The organism is Burkholderia sp. Cy-637, from assembly GCF_011753175.1.
GTDB classification, from domain to species: domain Bacteria; phylum Pseudomonadota; class Gammaproteobacteria; order Burkholderiales; family Burkholderiaceae; genus Burkholderia; species Burkholderia gladioli.
The window spans coordinates 178,663-194,989 of sequence record NZ_VWWC01000001.1 but is presented as its reverse complement, the minus strand read 5'-3'; the positions used below and the strand labels follow the sequence as shown (position 1 = coordinate 194,989).

Below are 16,327 nucleotides of genomic sequence, written 5' to 3'. Positions count from 1 at the left end.
CGGGTCGACCGCCTCCAGCGAGCGGCCGTCGAGCGCGCCGCCGATCCCGTGCAGGAACCACCAGGGCAACCCGTTCATGGCCGCCACGATGGTGGTGCGCGGGCCCACCAGCGGCGCCAGGCTCGGCGCCAGCGCGGGCAGCGCCTGGGCCTTGAGGGCGATCACCAGGTAGTCCTGCTCGCCGAGTTCGCGCGCGTCGCCGGTGGCACGCAGCGGCGTGCGGCTCACCGCGCCCTGCTCGTCGACGATGGTCAGGCCGTCGTCGCGCAGCGCGGCCAGCGTATGGCCGCGCGCCAGCGCCGCGACCGACCAGCCCGCGCGCGCCAGCGCCGCCGCCAGCAGCCCGCCGATCGCGCCCAGGCCGACCACGGTGACCTTCTGCGGTGAATTCTTCATGCGCGGCACTCCTCGATAGAGAGAAAGTCTCGATGATGAGCCAGGCGCCCGGTCCCCGCACCTCGCCAAAAAGTTGCGCCCGCAACCTTGCCGACACAAATGCTTACCGGCGGCGCGGCCCGACGCGGCGCGGCTGCGACCGACCCAGCGGGTCCCGCGCGCCGCCGACCGGTAACAAAACGTGACGGCGCCGCTCAGGGCAAACGCACTAGAAAGCCCCGTGCATTTGGCCCTGTTGGCGGCACGCGGATCTTCGTATTCTGGACTGACTCCGACTTCCGTGAAGGAGACAGGCAATGAAACTCCATACCACGCCCGATCCGCAGCCGATCGAGCCGCAGCCGCCACCGGGCGATCCCTTGCCCGGCCGCGACCTGCCCGGCAAGCCGCAACCGGACGTGCCTGTGCCGCCGCCGGGGTTGCCGCCCGTGACGCCGATTCCCGACCCGCCGCGCGGTTGACGCGGAATCGGCCCTCGAATCGATCCTTATTGTCATCGACGACATCATCCACTCAACGGAGAACGACATCATGAACAACACCAACAAGACCACCCTGGCTTCGATCCTCACCGTCAGCGCCGCCCTGCTGCTGGGTACCGCCGGCATGCCGGCCGCCTATGCGCAGGCTTCCGCGGCCGACAGCAACAGCGCGATGAAGTCGGACCAGCCGGTCAGCGATACCTGGATCACCACCAAGGTGAAGACCCAGCTGGCCACCACCAAGGGCGTGAAGAGCACGGAAGTCGACGTGAAGACCGTCGACGGCGTGGTGACGCTGACCGGCGTGCTGCCCTCGAAGGTCGCCGTGAAGAAGGCGGTGGCCGTCACCAAGGCCGTCAAGGGCGTCAAGCAGGTGGACGACTCGGGCCTGAAGTCGCAGGGTTAATGCAGGGCTGAACCAGCAGGCGTGACCGACGGCGCCGCCCTCGCGGCGCCGACATCCGGCAACCCTCAAGGGAGGAACGCATCATGAACGAAGACAAGATCAAGGGTCAGTGGAAGCAGCTCGCGGGCAAGCTCAAGGCCAAGTGGGGCAAGCTCACCGACGACGACCTGAAGGTGCTGGACGGCAACCGTGAATACCTGGCGGGCCGGATCCAGGAACGCTACGGCATCGCGCGCGACGAAGTGGACAAGCAGTTGAACGACTTCGACCGTACGCTGTAAACGACTGACGGGCGCGGCGCACCGAAGCGGTGAAGCCGCGCCGCACAAGGAGGACCGAGATGGGTAAATACCTGATCGCCTGGTTGCTGGGCGTGCCGATCGGGCTCCTGATCGTGATCTACCTGATCGCGCACATTTTCTGATTGCGCATGGCGCGGTGCATTGCCGAAAGGCGGTGCACCGCGCATCTTTTTGCCTCCCCTCCCCGCTCAGACATCCCGTTCCGGCAACCAGACGATGCTCGCCTCGATGGTTTCGCCCGGCGCCAGCACGCAGCCGCCGCGCGCGCCTTCCGGCAGGTCGAGATTGAGCCAGTCGGTGGTGTTGCTGACCGGCTCGGCGCAGAAGAAGGCCTCGCCGCGCGGCGAATAGAGCACGAAGCAGTCGAGCGGCGCATCGGCGCGCATGGTCAGCCGGCGCCGCTCCTCCGGCCAGTCGATCACGGTCTCGCGGCGCCAGCCGACGAAGTTGTTGTCGCGCGGCACCGCCTCGACGGCCACGCCGCGCGCGAGCGCCTCGACCGCCGGATCGGCGCCGAGCGAGACCGGCAGCAATTCGCCGTCGCTATGCCACATCGCCGCCACCTCGGTGCGGATCCGCGTGCTCGCGCCGCGCGGATAGTAGGGATGATGGCCGAAGCCGAACGGCATCGGCCGGCTGTCGAGATTGCGCGCCGCGAGCGTCAGCTTCAGGCCCAGCGGGCCGAGCTCGATGCGCTGCGTGGCGGCATAACGAAACGGCCAGCCGGGATGCTGCGCGGTGCCCGCGCCGGCTTCCGGCTCGTACTCGAAGGCCAGCTCGACGCTCGCGTCGTCCTGCTCGATCACCTGCCAGGGCCGCTGCCAGGCATGGCCGTGCAGCGCATGGCGCAACGCGCCGTCGCCCATCGGCAACTGCCACTCCCGTCCCTCGAAACGGAACCGCCCGTCGCGAATCCGGTTGCAATACGGCATCAGCGGGAAACTGGCCAACAGCAGGGGATCGCCGCTGTCGAGCGCGGCCTGCCCGGTCGGGCGCAGCCAGTGCACCGGCCCGGCCGGCGTCTCGTCGTGGAACCCGGCCAGCGAGCCGCCCAGCGCCGGCGCCACCAGCACGCGCCGCGCGCCCTCGCTCAGCACCAGCAGCCCGGGATCCTCGGGCCGCTCGCGGGCGGGCCGGGAGGACGCTCGCGAGGCCGCGGGCGCGATCAGGGAACACGAGGAGGAGGGAAACGACGAGGCTTCGGGCCGGCTATTCAAGACGATGACTCCCATGACGGCAGGTTGGCGGTCGAGCTGGCATCCTGATCGAGCTGGACGCCCGGGCCTGCCCGCACCGCAGCAGCGTCGCATAGGCATTGCATTTCCGTCAATTTATTACTAATAATTCGTCAATGAACGGCGCAGCCGATGCGCCCCCGTATCCCGCCTTAGCTCCCGAATGAAAAAATCGACCCAGCGCCGTCCGACCATGACCGATATCGCCAAGATCACCGGCGTATCGCAATCCACGGTGTCGCTCGTGCTGAACGGCGCGGTCGGCGCCAAGTTCTCCGACGACACGCGCCAGAAGGTGCTCAAGACCGCCGAGGAACTCGGCTACCAGTTGCCGACCCGCGCCAGCGCGCCGGCCGCGCCCGGCGAACGCCACCAGATCGTCTACGTCGCCGACGAGATCTCGACCAGCCCGCACCCGGTGGTCAGCATCGACGGCGCGCGCGACGCGGCCTGGAACAACGGCTGCCTGCTGGCGGTGTACTCCACCCACGGCAATGCCGAGATCGAGCAGCGGGTGCTGCAGCAGGCGCTGTCGAGCCCGAACGTGCTGGGGGTGATCTACGCGACCGTCTATACCCGCAAGGTGACGGTGCCCGCCGCCCTGCTCAAGGTGCCCACCGTGCTGCTGAACTGCTACAGCAGCGAGCGGCCGCTGTCCTCGGTGGTGCCGGCCGAGGTGGCCGGCGGCCATACCGCCACCGAGTACCTGACCGCCGCGGGCCATCGCCGGATCGCCTTCATCAACGGCGAAACCTGGCAGGACGCGGCCAAGGACCGGCTCAAGGGCTACCGCCAGGCGCTGGCCACCGCCGACCTGCGCTTCGACCCGAACCTGGTGCGCGACGGCGACTGGAGCTCGGGCAAGGGCTTCGAGCACACGCTGTCGCTGATGAAGGAGCCGCATCCGCCCACCGCGATCTTCTGCGCCAACGACCTGACCGCGATCGGCGCGATCGAGGCGCTCAAGCAGCTCGGCCTGCGCGTGCCGGAGGACGTCTCGGTGATGGGCTACGACGACCAGGAAATCGCCCGCCACACGCACCCGCCGCTCACCACCGTGGTGCTGCCGAACTACGAGCTGGGCCGCTGGGCGGTGGAGACGCTGCTGCAGGAGCACGAAAACCGCGATGCCGGCGCGCCGTTCCGGCAGCGCACCGTCAAGCTCGACGGGCCGCTGATCGAGCGCGGCTCGGTGGGCGCGCCGGCGGGCGCCGAAACCGGGACGGAATCCGGAGCGGAACCGGCCGCCGACCTCGGGGATACCCGAGGTAATATTTTTAATTCATGACTGTTAATATTAATTCGATCGCCGGCGCCGGAGGCGCCAACCACACCTCGTCGTGAAACGTGTTGGGTCAACAAGAAACGGAGACAAGCATGTCAACTGCTTCGCTGCATCGCAATCTCGTCACCCTGGCGCTGTGCCTGGCCGGCGCGTGGTCGGCCGCCGCGCTCGCGCAGGACACCGCCGCGCAGAAGGTCGGCAACAGCTCGAACGAGACCTGCACCAACCCGAAACCGGGCAGCCTCAAGCTGGGCGACCTGGTGGTGGGCTTCTCGCAGTCGGAAAACGAACAGAATCCGTTCCGCGCCACCGAGACCGCCTCGGTGCGCGCCGCCGCCAAGGCCGCCGGCGTCAAGCGCCTGCTCTACACCAACGCGAACAACAACCCGGCCAAGCAGGTGTCGGACATCCAGAGCATGATCAACCAGGGCGCGCAAGCGCTGATCGTGGCGCCTAACAACTCCACGGGCCTGCAGCCGGCCTTCGCGCAGGCCAAGGCCAAGGGTATCCCGGTGGTCACCATCGACCGCCAGACCGCCGGCACCTTCTGCGAGGACTTCATCACCTTCCTCGGCTCCGACTTCTTCGAGCAGGGCCGCCGCGCCGCGCAGGCGCTGGCCGATGCCACCGGCGGCAAGGCGGTGATCGCCGAGATCCAGGGCGGCTACGGCAACACGGTGGAAAGCCAGCGCACCGACGGCTTCGCCGAAGGGCTCAAGAAGTACCCGAACATGAAGATCGCCGCCGCGCAGACCGCCAACTGGTCGACCACCGAGGCGCAGAAGGTGATGGAGCAGATCCTGCTCTCGCATCCCGACGTCAACGCCGTCTACACGCATGCCGACGTGATGACGCTGGGCGCGATCACCGCGCTGCGCCAGGCCGGCAAGCTCAAGGGCGTGTCGATCGTCTCGATCGACGGCACCAAGGATGTGGTGCGCGCCATCACGGCCGGCACCGTGGCGGCCGATGTCGAGACCAATCCGCGCTTCGGGCCGCTCGCCATCCAGTCGCTGTCCGACTGGTTCGCCGGCAAGCCCGTGCCGCAGAAGCAGATCATGAAGGACGCGCTCTACGACAAGAGCAACGCCAAGCAGTCGCTCGACGCCGGCGCCGTGTACTGACGCCCCGCCCGCTCCCGCCATCACGCCCCGGAGGCCCCGCGATGAACGACCCGGCCAAGACAGCAGCGGCCTCACCAAGCCCGGCCGCCGGGCCCGCCCGCGAGGCGGGCCGGATCGTGCTTGAGACGCGTCACGCGTCCAAAACCTTCGGCGTGGTGCGCGCGCTGCGCGATGTCTCGCTGACGCTGCGCGCCGGCGAGGTGCATGGCCTGATCGGCGAGAACGGCGCCGGCAAATCGACGCTGATCAAGGTGCTGACCGGCTTTCATCCGCTCGACGAGGGCGCGGTCCACCTCGACGGCGAGCCGGTCGCCTTCGCCTCGCCGCGCGACGCGCAGCGCCGGGGCGTGAGCGCGGTCTACCAGGAAATCAACCTGATCCCCGAACGCAGCGTGGCCGAGAACATCTTCATCGGCCACGAGCCGCGACGCTTCGGTCTGCTGATCGATCGGCGCCGCATGAACGCGCTGGCCGGCGAGATCGTGCAGCGCTACGGCCTGAGCGTGGACCCGGCCGCCAAGCTCAGCGCGCTCGGGCTCGGCGAGCAGCAGATGGTGTCGATCGCGCGCGGCGTCTCGCTCGGCGCGCGCGTGCTGATCCTCGACGAACCCACCTCGGCGCTGTCGGGGGCCGAGGTCGAGGTGCTGTTCGGGGTGGTCGAGCGGCTGCGCGCCGACGGCATCGCCCTGCTGTTCGTCAGCCACCGGCTGTCCGAATGCTACCGGCTCTGCGACCGCTTCACGGTGATGCGCGACGGCGCGATCGTGAAGACCGGCACGCCCGCCGAGCTGCCGCGCGCGGCCCTGATCGCCGCGATGCTGGGCCGCGAGGGCAAGGGCCATGGCGGCCGCGTCGAGCGGCCCGCAGCCGCCTGCGCCACGCAGGCCGCGCCCGCCCTGCAGGTCGAGCGGCTGCGCTGGCGCACGCGGGTACGCGACGTCTCGCTGCGCATCGCGCCGAAGGAAATCGTCGGGCTCGCCGGGCTGCTCGGCTCGGGCCGCACCGAGACCTTCAAGGCCGTGTTCGGCGCGCAGAAGGCCGAGGGCGGCGAGGTGCGCGTCGGCGACGGCCAGCCGCTGCGTCATGCCGTGCCGGCCCGCTCGATCGAGCGCGGCCTGGCCTTCCTGTCCGAAGACCGCCGCTCCGAAGGCATCTTTCCGCGCCTGTCGGTGCGCGACAACCTGGTGGCCTCGGTGCTGCCGCGCATCTCGCGCTTCGGCTTCATCTCGACGCACCGCCAGGACGAACTGGTGGCCCGCTACATCGAGGCGCTCGGCATCAAGACCGCCGGGCCCGGCGCGCCGATCTCCACGCTGTCCGGCGGCAACCAGCAGAAGGTGCTGATCGCGCGCTGCCTGTCCACCCATCCCAGCGTGCTGCTGCTCGACGACCCGACGCGCGGCATCGACGTCGGCGCCAAGGAGGAGGTGCATCGCGTGGTACGGGGCCTGGCCGACGACGGGCTCGCGGTGGTGGTGACCTCCTCCGAGATGGAGGAACTGCTGGAGCTGACCGATCGCCTGGTGGTGCTCAACGAGGGCGTGACCACCGGCTCGCTGGAGACGCGCGGCGCCAGCTCCGACGACGTGCTGGCGATCCTCGCGCGCAGCGCCCAGGACGAGCCGCGCGACGTCGATGCCGCCGAGCTCGCGCCCGACGATGCGCCTCGCCGAGGATGAACCGGCCGTGATGCGCGCTCGCCGCGCCGGCCGGCGGACCGCCATGCGCATCGCCGCTTATATCGTCACTTCGATCGCCGCTTCCATCGTCAATTCGATCGCCATGTCCGGCCATGCGCCGGGCTGCACCAACCCACTCGCGAGGATCGCTTGAGCCTGTCGAACTCTCCCGTGCAACGTCCGGCCGGCAACGCGGCCGGCCATGCCGCGCTGATCTGGGCGCGCGACCACAGCGTCTACGTGGCGCTCGCGCTGCTGGTGCTGATCAACCTGGCCATCACGCCCGGCTTCTCCAATCCGCTCGCCGCGCGCAGCCTGCTGTTCGAGGCCGCGCCGGTGGTGCTGATCGCGCTCGGCCAGAACCTCGCGATCGCCACGCGCGGCATCGACCTCTCGGTCGGCTCGGTGATGGCGCTGGCCAGCGCGACCCTGGCGGTCTGCCTCGATGCCGGCACCGGCACGGCGATCGCGGCCGGCATCGCGGCGGGCCTGCTGGTGGGCCTCTTCAACGGCGCGCTGGTCTCGATCCTGCGCATCGACCCGCTGATCTCGGGGCTGGCGCTGCTGGTCGCCGCGCGCGGGCTCGCGCAGGCCCTGGTGGGCGGCTCGCGCGTGAGCCTGCCGGGCGCCGATGCCTTCGACCTGCTCGGCACCGGCTCGCTCGGCCCGCTGCCGGTGGTGATGCTGATCGCGCTCGCGCTGGCCGTGCTGGTGATGCTGGTGGTCCAGCGCACCACCTTCGGCCGCTACACCGTGCTGATCGGCGCGAGCCGCGCGGCGGCCTATCTCGCCGGGATCCCGGTGCGCCGCACGCTGTTCCTGGTCTATGCCGCCAGCGGCACGCTGGCGGGCCTGGCCGGCGTGTTCGCCTCGGCCCGGCTCGGCGCGTCCGACCCGAACTACGTCGGCGTGAACTTCGAACTCGACGCGATCGCCGCCTCGGTGATCGGCGGCACGCCGCTCTCGGGCGGCCGCATCTCGATCGTCGGCACCGTGTTCGGCGTGCTGCTGCTGCAGGTGCTCGATGCCAGCTTCATCATGAACAACGTCAGCTTCACCTATGCGCAGATCCTCAAGGCCGTGTTCATCGTCGTCGCGCTCTACCTGCAGCGCCAGGGAGGCTGAATGAACGCGCGCACCGACCTCGATCGCAACGGCGCGCCGCCCGCGCGCGTCGACACGCCCGCTCCCGGCTCCCCCCCCGCCCCCCCTCCAACCGCCGGCGTCCCGCCGCCATCCGCCGCGCCGCTGCGCGCCGGCAAGGCACGCCGCGCACGCCTGCTCGGGCTGATCCAGTCGCGCGGCGCGATCGGCATCCTGGTGCTGGTCTGCGCGGTGGCCGGGGCGGTCTTTCCCGATTTCCTGCGTCCCGCCAACCTGGCGGACATCGTCTCCGCAGGTTCTTTCCTCGGCCTGATCGCGATCGGCCAGAGCCTGGTGATCATCATGGGCGGCTTCGACCTGTCGGTCGGCTCGATGGTCGGGCTCGGCACCGTGATCGCCGCCTACGCGGCGCCCTATGGCTGGGGCGCGGCGATGCTCGCGCCGATCGTCGCGGGGCTGGTGGTCGGACTGGTCAACGGCGTGCTGATCGCGCGGGCGCGCATGGCGCCCTTCATCGTCACGCTGGCCGCCCTGCTCGGCCTCAAGGGCCTCGCCCTGGTACTGGCCAGCCAGGACCTGCTGATCGAGAACCCCGGCTTCTTCACGCAGATCGCCAACGGCTCGATCCTCGGCGTCAGCTCGCTGATCTGGCTGCTGGTGCTGGCCTACCTGATCGGCGCGGTGGTGCTGAACGCCACGCCCTACGGCTCGGCCCTGTTCGCGATCGGCGGCAACGAGGAAGCGGCACGCATGCTCGGCGTGCGCGTCGAGCGCGTGAAGATCCTCACCTACGGGCTGAGCGGGGCACTGGCGGGCCTGGCCGGCGCGCTGCTGGCCTCGCACCTGGACTCGGGCCTGTCGGGCGCGGGCAGCGGCTACGAGCTGCAGTCGATCGCGGCGGCCGTGATCGGCGGCGTGCTGCTCACCGGCGGCGTCGGCACCATGGCGGGGCCGCTGGCCGGCGTGCTGCTGCTCGGCGTGATCCAGAACGTGATCAACCAGGTCGGCACCCTGAGCCCCTACTACCAGAACCTCGCCAGCGGCGTGTTCCTGCTGATCGCGGTGATCGTGCAGACGGTGCTGACCAGCTCGCGCAAGACGTGAACACGCGCGCCGCGCGGCGGATTCGGGCTGCGCGGTATCGGGCGGAAAACGGGGGAATCAGAACGAGGAATGCCGAGGAATGCCGAGGAATGCAAACGGGGGTGGTGCGTGAGGCCGGACTCGAACCGGCACACCCTTGCGGGCGTCAGGACCTAAACCTGGTGCGTCTACCAATTTCGCCACTCACGCACATCGATGTTCGCGAACGCCGCCGCCGCGAGGCGGCCGGCGCGTTCCGCGAGCACGCCATCCCTGGAGTCGGACGGCCGCCGGAAAGCGCGAGCGCGAGATTCTAACCGATCTCCCCGCGCTTGTCTCTAGCCGCCGCATCGATCGCGAGGCGGTGCTAGAATCGCCGCGCATTTGCCTGCGCATTTGTTCCGAGACGCGGCGCCCGCCACGCGGTAACGCCGCCCGCCCCCACCACTGCGAACCCACTCGCCGCCATCCCGCCCGTGAATTTCGACGACTATTGCCAGCAGAAGGCCGCGCCCCCCGGCTCCAGCGTCTATTACGCGCTGCGCCAGGCGCCGCTCGCCAGCCAGGGCGCGCTCACCGCGCTGTTCGCGCTGCGCCGCGAACTCGAGGAAACCACGCGCGAGACCAGCGAGCCGACCATCGGCCAGACCAAGCTGGCCTGGTGGCGCAAGGAGCTCGCCGCGCTGGCCGAGGGCCAGCCTTCGCATCCGGTCTCGCAGGCACTGGCCCGGCATGCCGGCGCCATCGCGCGCGACCATGCCGCGCTGCAGGCGCTGGCCGACGGTTTCGCGATGGATCTCGAACAGGCGCGCTACCTGGACTGGCCCAACCTGCGCCGCTACGTGGAGCGCGTGGGCGGCGGTTTCGCGGGCCTGGTGGCGCGCGCCGCGGCCGGCCCCGCCATCGCCGATACCGCGCCCGCCTGGGCCGCCTCGCTCGGCGAGGGCCTGCAGCTCGCGCAGATCGTCGAGGAAGTCGGCGACGATGCGCGCCATGGGCGCGTCTACCTGCCGATCGACGAACTGCAGCGCTACGAGGTGACGGCCGCTGACCTGATGCACCGCCGCTACAGCCCCGCCTTCAGCGAACTGATGCGCTTCCAGGCCACGCGCGCGCGCGAGACGCTGCATGCCGCGCTCGAGGCCATTCCCGCCGCCGAGCGGCGCGCGCAGCGCAGCCTGCGGGCACTGGCCGCGCTCTCGCTGGCCACGCTCGACGAGATCGAGGGCGAGGACTACCAGGTGCTGCACCAGCGCATCTCGCTGACGCCGATCCGCAAGCTGTGGGTGGCCTGGCGCGCCGCGCGACGACGCTAGCCCAGGCCCGGCGCTTGCGCGGGCAACGGCTCGCGCCGGCATTCACACCTCAGGCGCGCAGCAAGGGTAGCGGCGCGAAACGCCCGCGCAGCACCGCCGCCGCATCCATCCCCCACCAGGGCCCGAGCACGGTGGCGTAAAGCTGCCGGAAATCGACCGCCACCGGCAGGTTGCCGTTGCCGTCGAGCCGCGCCAGCGCGGGCCGCTCGCCATACAGGCCGCCGCGCACGCGTCCGCCCATCACGAAGTGCGGCGCGGCGGTGCCGTGATCGGTGCCGCCGCTCTGGTTCTCGCGCACGCGCCGGCCGAACTCGGCATACGTCATCACCAGGCTGTCGTTCCAGCGGCCCAGCTCGATCAGGGCCGAGCGCATCGCCACCAGGCCCTCGGCCAGTTGCTTGAGCAGCGCCGCCTGCTGCCCGGCCTGGTTCTGGTGCGTGTCGAAACCGTTCAGCGTGAGCCGCAGCACCGCCACGCCCTGCCCCGCGAGCGGGCGCCGCTGCGGCGACTCGCAGCTCGACAGCACCTGCATGGCGGTCTTCACCGAGGTGCCGAACGGCCCGGCGGGAAACGCGGTGGCAAAGCCGAAGGCACCCTCGCGCGGACGCAGCCGCGCCGCCGCGTTGACGATGTCGTTCTCGACGTCGATCAAATGCGCGAGCGCGGGATTGCGCTCGCGCAGCGAGACCGGATGCGCGAGCTTCGCGGCGCCGATGAACTGCGCCGGGTTGACCAGCACGATCGCACGCGCGCCGTTCGCGAGCGGCCCCATCTCGGCGCTGCCGAACACCACGCCGTCGGCCGCGAAACCGGGCGGCACCGGCGCATGCGCGAAGGCGCGCGTGAGCCAGCCCTCGCCGAGGATCTCGTCGGAACGCGAGGCGGTATCCCAGATCTCGATCGAGCGGAAATGCGAGAGGTTCGGCTGCGGATAGGCGACGCCCTCCACCACCGCCAGCTCGTGCGCCTGCCACATCGGCAGCAGCGGCGCCAGCGCGGGATGCAGGGCCGCGTGCTGGTCGAGCGGCAGCACGGCTTCGCGACGCAGGCCGAGGGTGGGACGCATCGCGCGGTAGAGCGGATCGTCGTAGGGCACCACCGTGTTCAGGCCGTCGTTGCCGCCCTTCAGCTCGACCAGGATCAGCAAGCGCTCGTAGTGCGCGGCGCCGGGGTTCGCCAGGGGCTCGCCCGCGAAGGCCGTGGATGGCGTCCACAGCGGCAGGCCCGCGGCGCCGGCCATGCCGGCCGCGCTCGTCAGGCCCAGGAAATCGCGTCGCTTCATGATGCCGTCCTCCTCGCCGCGCCGCTCGCGCGCTTCAGTTCAACTGGTAGACCGGGTCCATCAACAGCGCGCGCAGATAGGCCGCGCCGTTCGCATCGGCATCGATCGCCGCCACCGGCGAGAGCGGCAGCACCGCGTGCTGGAGCTGCAGCTCGGCCGACAGCGTGGGCCTGGCCTGCGGCGCCGTGCCGAAGCGCGCGAGCCAGCCATCGAGGTCGAAGCGCAGCGTCGCCGGCTTCGCCGCCATCCCGGCAACTCGCGCGGTCGGCTTCATGCTCGCCGTGGTGGAACGGAACATGCGCTCGATGAATTGCTTGCGCGCCAGCAGGGTCGCGCTGTTGATCCACAGCGTGCCGCCCGGCCAGCCCTTCACGTTGGGCGGCGCGAACAGGTTCTCGCCGAGCCCGCGCACCACCGGCACGAACTGCGCGGCATCGCCGTAATCGATCTCGAACAGGCGCAGGTTGCCCACCACGAACTCGACCGGCGACTTCACATGCAGGCCGCGCACGCGATCGCTCCAGAACGCCTCGCACGAGAACAGCGCGACCAGCAGCGCGCGAATCTCGTAGCCGCTGTCGCGAAAGCGCGCGGCGATGCCGTCGAGCTCGGCCACATCGGGCGTATCGGGCGTATCGGAGACGAACTCGCGCCACAGCTTCGCCGCGACGAAGCCTGCCGTTTCCGGCTGCGCGAGCAGCACGTCGAGCACGCGATCGGTATCGAGCGGGCCGGTGACGCCGAGCACGGTCTTCACGCCATCGTCGTGAAGATTCGGACGCCAAACCGTTTCGATGGTATCGGGATCGAGCCCCCAGCCGGTCAGCGCGCGCGCCGCCTCGGTCACGTCGCGCTGCGTGTAATGGCCCTCGCCGAGCGTGAACAGCTCCATCACCTCGCGCGCGAAGTTCTCGTTGGGCCGGCCCTTGCGATTGCTCGCGCCGTCGAGGTACTGGAGCATCGCCGGATCCTTCGCCACCGCGTGCAGCATGGTGCCGAAATTGCCGAGCGCCTCGCCGCGCAGCAGCCGGTGCTGGACCGCCATGGTGCGCGCATACGGCACCTTGTCCTGCCCCGAGGTGAAGTGCCGATGCCAGAACAGCGTCATGCGTTCGGTGAGCGGCGAAGGCGTGACCAGCATCTCGCCGAGCCACCAGGCGCGCAGCGCGTCGTAGCGCTGGCCTTGCAGGCGCTGGTCGTCGCGGCGCTGCTCGGGCGTCCAGGCGTTGCGGATCGCGCGCGGCGGCGGCATCTCGTCGACCCAGGCCGGCAGCGGCGTGACGCTGTCGCGATGCGTGCCGTCCAGCAGGCGCTCGACGGCCTGCGCGCGTGTCATGCCGACGTAACGCGCCACCTCGGCCGGGGGCGCCGTGAAGCCGGTGCGCGCGAGCAGGAAACGCGCGTCGTCGGCATCGAGCGGCGCGAGCATCGCGCTCGGCCATGCGTCGCCGGCATGCGAGCCCGCATGCGCACGCATGCCATGCGCGCGATGCGCTGCCGGCGGCTGCGCGGGAGGGACATCGGTATCGAATCGAGGCATGGCCGCGCCGCTCCCGAAAGCTGCCTGGAAAGAAACCGGCGAGAGATGCGACACGCGTATCGTTCCCGGCGGTGTTCAAACCTCAACAACGGACCACGCCCGCGCGACGTTGACGCGCGCGCGCAGATGATTCCGCCATCGGCGGGACATGAAAGCAGGCTAGGGGAGAAAAACGGAAGACCGCGAAAGACGGCTCAGCGCTTGTACAGCTCACGCACCGCGTCCTCGATATGCTGGCGCAGCAGGTGGCGCTCCTCGGGCGTCATGTGGCCGTCGCGGCGACGCTGGTCGAGATCGGGGGACACGGCGGAACGGCCAGGCTCGTCGAAGCGATCGAGTTGCGCATCGCGCGGCGGGGGCGGCGGCATGCGGGGACGCGAGGCCTTGTGCGACGACCCGCCCCGCTCGGGGCGTTGGGCGCAAGCGAAGTTCGATGCAAAGAGACCGGCGAACACGATCGTCAGTGCGCACGCAATCCGGGTGGGTCGCATCACTGTTCTCGCTTCTCTGGTCGATTTGTTCCCTTCGTCACGCGGCAACCGTCTAACCTCTGGTACTTGAACAAACCCGGCGAATATCGGGCAAACGAACTACGAAATATCGAGTGGGTGGAGTATCCACTGAATTTCCGCGCCAAGTAAAGGAGTCTCTAACGAGTGTCTTTACTCAGCATCGCAGCCCGGGTAAATTTTGTAACTGACTGTTACTCGCAAAATCCCGCGCCCGTGCGCGCCTTCGTAATCGAGATAAGATGCCGTCCATGGAAACCAAAAATCCCTCGAAAATCCTCGTCGTCGACGACGATCCCCGTTTGCGCGACCTGCTGCGCCGCTACCTCGGCGAGCAGGGCTTCAACGTATATGTCGCCGAAAATGCGACGGCAATGAACAAGCTCTGGGTGCGCGAGCGTTTCGACCTGCTGGTGCTCGACCTGATGCTGCCCGGCGAGGATGGCCTGTCGATCTGCCGCCGCCTGCGCGGCAGCAACGATCGCACGCCGATCATCATGCTCACGGCCAAGGGCGAGGACGTGGACCGCATCGTCGGCCTCGAGATGGGTGCCGACGACTACCTGCCCAAGCCCTTCAATCCGCGCGAGCTGGTCGCGCGCATTCACGCGGTGCTGCGCCGCCAGGCACCGGCCGAACTGCCGGGCGCGCCCTCGGAAACCACCGAGGTGTTCGAGTTCGGCGAGTTCTCGCTGAACCTGGCCACCCGCACGCTGACCAAGTCCGGCCAGGAGATTCCGCTGACCACCGGCGAATTCTCGGTGCTCAAGGTCTTCGCGCGTCATCCGCGCCAGCCGCTGTCGCGCGAGAAGCTGATGGAACTCGCGCGCGGCCGCGAATACGAAGTGTTCGACCGCAGCCTCGACGTGCAGATCTCGCGCCTGCGCAAGCTGATCGAGCCCGATCCGGGCAGCCCGCGCTTCATCCAGACCGTCTGGGGCCTCGGCTACGTATTCATCCCCGACGGCGCCGCCTGAGTGGTCCCGGCGCGCGTTCGCGTGCCGGAACCCGCCGCCCTGCCTGCTTGGACAGTCCGCCCTATGCGCATTGACCGGCGCCTCCTGACGCTCGTATTCGGCGGGCTGTTCTGGCGCACCTTCCTGCTGATCGCGCTGTTGATCGCGGTCAGCCTCGCCGCGTGGTTCCAGAGCTTCCGCGTGATCGAGCGCGAGCCGCGCGCGCAGCGCGTGGCCCTGCAGCTCGTCGCGGTGGTCAAGCTCACGCGCACCGCCCTGCTCTATTCGGATCCGGACCTGCGCCGCGCGCTGCTCCAGGACCTGGAGAGCAACGAGGGCGTGCGCGTCTACCCGCGCGAAACCACCGACAAATTCAAGCTCCAGCCCGACGAATCGCTCAATCGCCTGATCGAGCACGATATCCGCAGCCGGCTCGGCGACGATACCGTGATCGCGCAGTCGGTCAACGACATCCCCGGCGTCTGGATCAGCTTCAAGATCGACGACGACGACTACTGGGTGGCGCTCGACCGCGACCAGCTCGACACCGTCACGGGCCTGCAATGGGCCGGCTGGGGCCTGTTCGCGCTGGCGCTGTCGCTGCTCGGCTCGGCCTTCATCACCAGCCTGGTGAACCAGCCCTTCTCGCGGCTCGCGCTGGCTGCGCGCAAGGTGGGCGCCGGGCAGATGCCCGAGCCGCTGCCCGAGCGCGGCATGGGCGTGGCCGCCGAAACCAATCGCAGCTTCAACCAGATGGTGCGCGATCTCGAGCAGCTCGACGCCGACCGCGCGCTGATGCTGGCCGGCATCTCGCACGACCTGCGCACGCCGCTGGCGCGGCTGCGCCTGGAAACCGAGATGAGTCCCTCGGACCAGGCCACCAAGGACGCGATGGTCGACGACATCGAGCAGATGGACCGCATCATCGCCGCCTTCATCGACTACGCGCGGCCGATGCAGCCGCGTTCGCTCGAGCCGGTCGATCTCTCGCTGGTCGCGCACGACGTGGCCGCGCGCCTGGCCAATGAGGAAGGCGTGCAGATCCGCACCGTGCTGGCGCCGGCCGCCGTGATCGAGGCCGACGAGACCGACATGCGCCGCGTGATCGGCAACCTGGTGGAGAACGCGCGCAAGTACGGCCTGAGCCGCGGCGACGGCATCGCGCGCATCACCGTCGAGACACGCGCCTCGCATGCGCGCATCGAGGTGATCGTGCGCGACGAGGGCCCGGGCATCCCCGACGATCAGCTGCCGCTGGTGATGCGCCCGTTCTACCGCGTCGACGCCGCGCGCAGCAAGGCCGACGGCACCGGGCTCGGGATGGCGATCGTGCTGCGCATCGTGGGCCGCTACCGCGGCACGCTGAAGCTGCGCAATCGCGCGCCGGAGCCGGGGCTGGAAGCCTCGATCGACTTCCCGACCGGCAAGGCGGCCCGCGTGGCGGCCTGAGCGCCCGATTCACGACGATGGCCGGGGCCCCGGCCATCATCCCCGCCAACTCTCCACGCCTCTCGATAGACAATTTCTACTGGAATTGTCGTTCGATAGAACTACAGTCGTAATTCACGCTGCCGCCCCGGCACCGCGACGACGCTTGCGCCACCCCGGCAGCCCGCCCCTCTCACGGC

Annotated in this window: 17 protein-coding genes and 1 tRNA gene; 12 read left to right on the top strand and 6 right to left on the bottom strand. The window is 69.6% G+C overall.

What is annotated here, in order from left to right; all coding sequences use genetic code 11:
* Positions 1–396 (bottom strand): 2-dehydropantoate 2-reductase N-terminal domain-containing protein (locus F3J10_RS00875; RefSeq protein ID WP_275691660.1); only part of this gene is annotated, 396 nt, incomplete at its 3' end.
* 296 nt (positions 397–692) lie between these two features.
* Here F3J10_RS00875 and F3J10_RS00870 point away from each other — a divergent pair.
* From F3J10_RS00870 to F3J10_RS00860, 3 genes are all read left to right on the top strand, one after another.
* Entirely contained in the window at positions 693–857 is a 165-nt protein-coding gene (locus tag F3J10_RS00870) for a hypothetical protein (protein ID WP_164465580.1), read from the top strand.
* Between the two features lie 70 nt (positions 858–927).
* Positions 928–1,284, top strand: a complete 357-nt coding sequence (locus F3J10_RS00865) for a BON domain-containing protein (RefSeq protein WP_025096734.1) — start codon at positions 928–930, stop codon at positions 1,282–1,284.
* An 83-nt stretch (positions 1,285–1,367) separates the two neighbouring features.
* On the top strand, positions 1,368–1,565 hold the full coding sequence (locus tag F3J10_RS00860) for a CsbD family protein (RefSeq protein WP_013698354.1): 198 nt from the start codon (positions 1,368–1,370) through the stop codon (positions 1,563–1,565).
* Positions 1,566–1,774: 209 nt separating this feature from the next.
* Here the strand turns inward: F3J10_RS00860 and F3J10_RS00855 are convergent, their stop codons facing one another.
* The gene (locus tag F3J10_RS00855; RefSeq protein ID WP_345791177.1) at positions 1,775–2,803 is read right to left on the bottom strand and encodes an aldose 1-epimerase; all 1,029 of its coding nucleotides are present in this window, start codon (positions 2,801–2,803) and stop codon (positions 1,775–1,777) included.
* A 181-nt stretch (positions 2,804–2,984) separates the two neighbouring features.
* On the opposite strand from F3J10_RS00855, the gene F3J10_RS00850 reads away from it, so the two are divergent.
* The 6 genes from F3J10_RS00850 to F3J10_RS00825 all read left to right on the top strand — a co-directional run bounded on the left by F3J10_RS00850 (position 2,985) and on the right by F3J10_RS00825 (position 9,117).
* Positions 2,985–4,109 carry a LacI family DNA-binding transcriptional regulator gene (locus F3J10_RS00850; protein WP_166911101.1) on the top strand — a complete coding sequence of 375 codons (1,125 nt, stop codon included), beginning with the start codon at positions 2,985–2,987 and terminating at the stop codon, positions 4,107–4,109.
* Positions 4,110–4,198: 89 nt separating this feature from the next.
* Positions 4,199–5,230, top strand: a complete 1,032-nt coding sequence (locus tag F3J10_RS00845; RefSeq protein ID WP_167240572.1) for an ABC transporter substrate-binding protein — start codon at positions 4,199–4,201, stop codon at positions 5,228–5,230.
* Between the two features lie 41 nt (positions 5,231–5,271).
* On the top strand, positions 5,272–6,909 hold the full coding sequence (locus F3J10_RS00840; protein ID WP_167240571.1) for a sugar ABC transporter ATP-binding protein: 1,638 nt from the start codon (positions 5,272–5,274) through the stop codon (positions 6,907–6,909).
* A complete protein-coding gene (locus F3J10_RS00835; RefSeq protein ID WP_167240570.1) occupies positions 6,890–7,063 on the top strand; it encodes a hypothetical protein in 174 nt (57 codons plus the stop codon). Before F3J10_RS00840 ends, F3J10_RS00835 begins: the two co-directional genes overlap by 20 nt.
* Positions 7,064–7,080: 17 nt before the next feature.
* Positions 7,081–8,034: an ABC transporter permease gene (locus F3J10_RS00830; RefSeq protein WP_042283141.1), complete on the top strand. Its 954-nt coding sequence runs from the start codon at positions 7,081–7,083 to the stop codon at positions 8,032–8,034.
* Positions 8,035–9,117: an ABC transporter permease gene (locus F3J10_RS00825; protein ID WP_240155295.1), complete on the top strand. Its 1,083-nt coding sequence runs from the start codon at positions 8,035–8,037 to the stop codon at positions 9,115–9,117.
* 102 nt (positions 9,118–9,219) lie between these two features.
* Here F3J10_RS00825 and F3J10_RS00820 read toward each other — a convergent pair.
* Positions 9,220–9,306, bottom strand: a tRNA-Leu gene (locus F3J10_RS00820).
* Between the two features lie 257 nt (positions 9,307–9,563).
* Between F3J10_RS00820 and hpnD the strand changes: the two genes are divergently transcribed.
* Positions 9,564–10,412 carry a presqualene diphosphate synthase HpnD gene (hpnD, locus tag F3J10_RS00815; protein ID WP_241163551.1) on the top strand — a complete coding sequence of 283 codons (849 nt, stop codon included), beginning with the start codon at positions 9,564–9,566 and terminating at the stop codon, positions 10,410–10,412.
* A gap of 49 nt (positions 10,413–10,461) precedes the next feature.
* On the opposite strand, the gene F3J10_RS00810 is transcribed toward hpnD, so the two are convergent.
* The 3 genes from F3J10_RS00810 to F3J10_RS00800 all read right to left on the bottom strand — a co-directional run bounded on the left by F3J10_RS00810 (position 10,462) and on the right by F3J10_RS00800 (position 13,725).
* Entirely contained in the window at positions 10,462–11,694 is a 1,233-nt protein-coding gene (locus tag F3J10_RS00810; RefSeq protein WP_167240569.1) for a DUF1501 domain-containing protein, read from the bottom strand.
* 34 nt (positions 11,695–11,728) lie between these two features.
* Positions 11,729–13,171: a DUF1800 domain-containing protein gene (locus F3J10_RS00805; RefSeq protein WP_167240584.1), complete on the bottom strand. Its 1,443-nt coding sequence runs from the start codon at positions 13,169–13,171 to the stop codon at positions 11,729–11,731.
* Positions 13,172–13,428: 257 nt separating this feature from the next.
* On the bottom strand, positions 13,429–13,725 hold the full coding sequence (locus tag F3J10_RS00800; RefSeq protein WP_013698364.1) for a hypothetical protein: 297 nt from the start codon (positions 13,723–13,725) through the stop codon (positions 13,429–13,431).
* Between the two features lie 269 nt (positions 13,726–13,994).
* On the opposite strand from F3J10_RS00800, the gene ompR reads away from it, so the two are divergent.
* Positions 13,995–14,720 (top strand): two-component system response regulator OmpR, encoded by a 726-nt coding sequence (gene ompR, locus F3J10_RS00795; protein ID WP_004199523.1) that lies wholly within the window; start codon positions 13,995–13,997, stop codon positions 14,718–14,720.
* Between the two features lie 63 nt (positions 14,721–14,783).
* Positions 14,784–16,148: an ATP-binding protein gene (locus tag F3J10_RS00790; RefSeq protein ID WP_013698366.1), complete on the top strand. Its 1,365-nt coding sequence runs from the start codon at positions 14,784–14,786 to the stop codon at positions 16,146–16,148.
* Positions 16,149–16,327 lie beyond the last annotated feature (179 nt).

Excerpts from the sequence above, each read along its gene's own strand:
- F3J10_RS00870 (WP_164465580.1), top strand. The coding sequence starts at position 693 with ATGAAACTCCATACCACGCCCGATCCGCAGCCGATCGAGCCGCAGCCG.
- F3J10_RS00865 (WP_025096734.1), top strand. The coding sequence starts at position 928 with ATGAACAACACCAACAAGACCACCCTGGCTTCGATCCTCACCGTCAGC.
- F3J10_RS00860 (WP_013698354.1), top strand. The coding sequence starts at position 1,368 with ATGAACGAAGACAAGATCAAGGGTCAGTGGAAGCAGCTCGCGGGCAAG.
- F3J10_RS00850 (WP_166911101.1), top strand. The coding sequence starts at position 2,985 with ATGAAAAAATCGACCCAGCGCCGTCCGACCATGACCGATATCGCCAAG.
- F3J10_RS00845 (WP_167240572.1), top strand. The coding sequence starts at position 4,199 with ATGTCAACTGCTTCGCTGCATCGCAATCTCGTCACCCTGGCGCTGTGC.
- F3J10_RS00840 (WP_167240571.1), top strand. The coding sequence starts at position 5,272 with ATGAACGACCCGGCCAAGACAGCAGCGGCCTCACCAAGCCCGGCCGCC.
- F3J10_RS00835 (WP_167240570.1), top strand. The coding sequence starts at position 6,890 with ATGCGCCTCGCCGAGGATGAACCGGCCGTGATGCGCGCTCGCCGCGCC.
- F3J10_RS00825 (WP_240155295.1), top strand. The coding sequence starts at position 8,035 with ATGAACGCGCGCACCGACCTCGATCGCAACGGCGCGCCGCCCGCGCGC.
- F3J10_RS00810 (WP_167240569.1), bottom strand. The coding sequence starts at position 11,694 with ATGAAGCGACGCGATTTCCTGGGCCTGACGAGCGCGGCCGGCATGGCC.
- F3J10_RS00805 (WP_167240584.1), bottom strand. The coding sequence starts at position 13,171 with ATGCGTGCGCATGCGGGCTCGCATGCCGGCGACGCATGGCCGAGCGCG.
- F3J10_RS00800 (WP_013698364.1), bottom strand. The coding sequence starts at position 13,725 with ATGCGACCCACCCGGATTGCGTGCGCACTGACGATCGTGTTCGCCGGT.
- ompR (WP_004199523.1), top strand. The coding sequence starts at position 13,995 with ATGGAAACCAAAAATCCCTCGAAAATCCTCGTCGTCGACGACGATCCC.
- F3J10_RS00790 (WP_013698366.1), top strand. The coding sequence starts at position 14,784 with ATGCGCATTGACCGGCGCCTCCTGACGCTCGTATTCGGCGGGCTGTTC.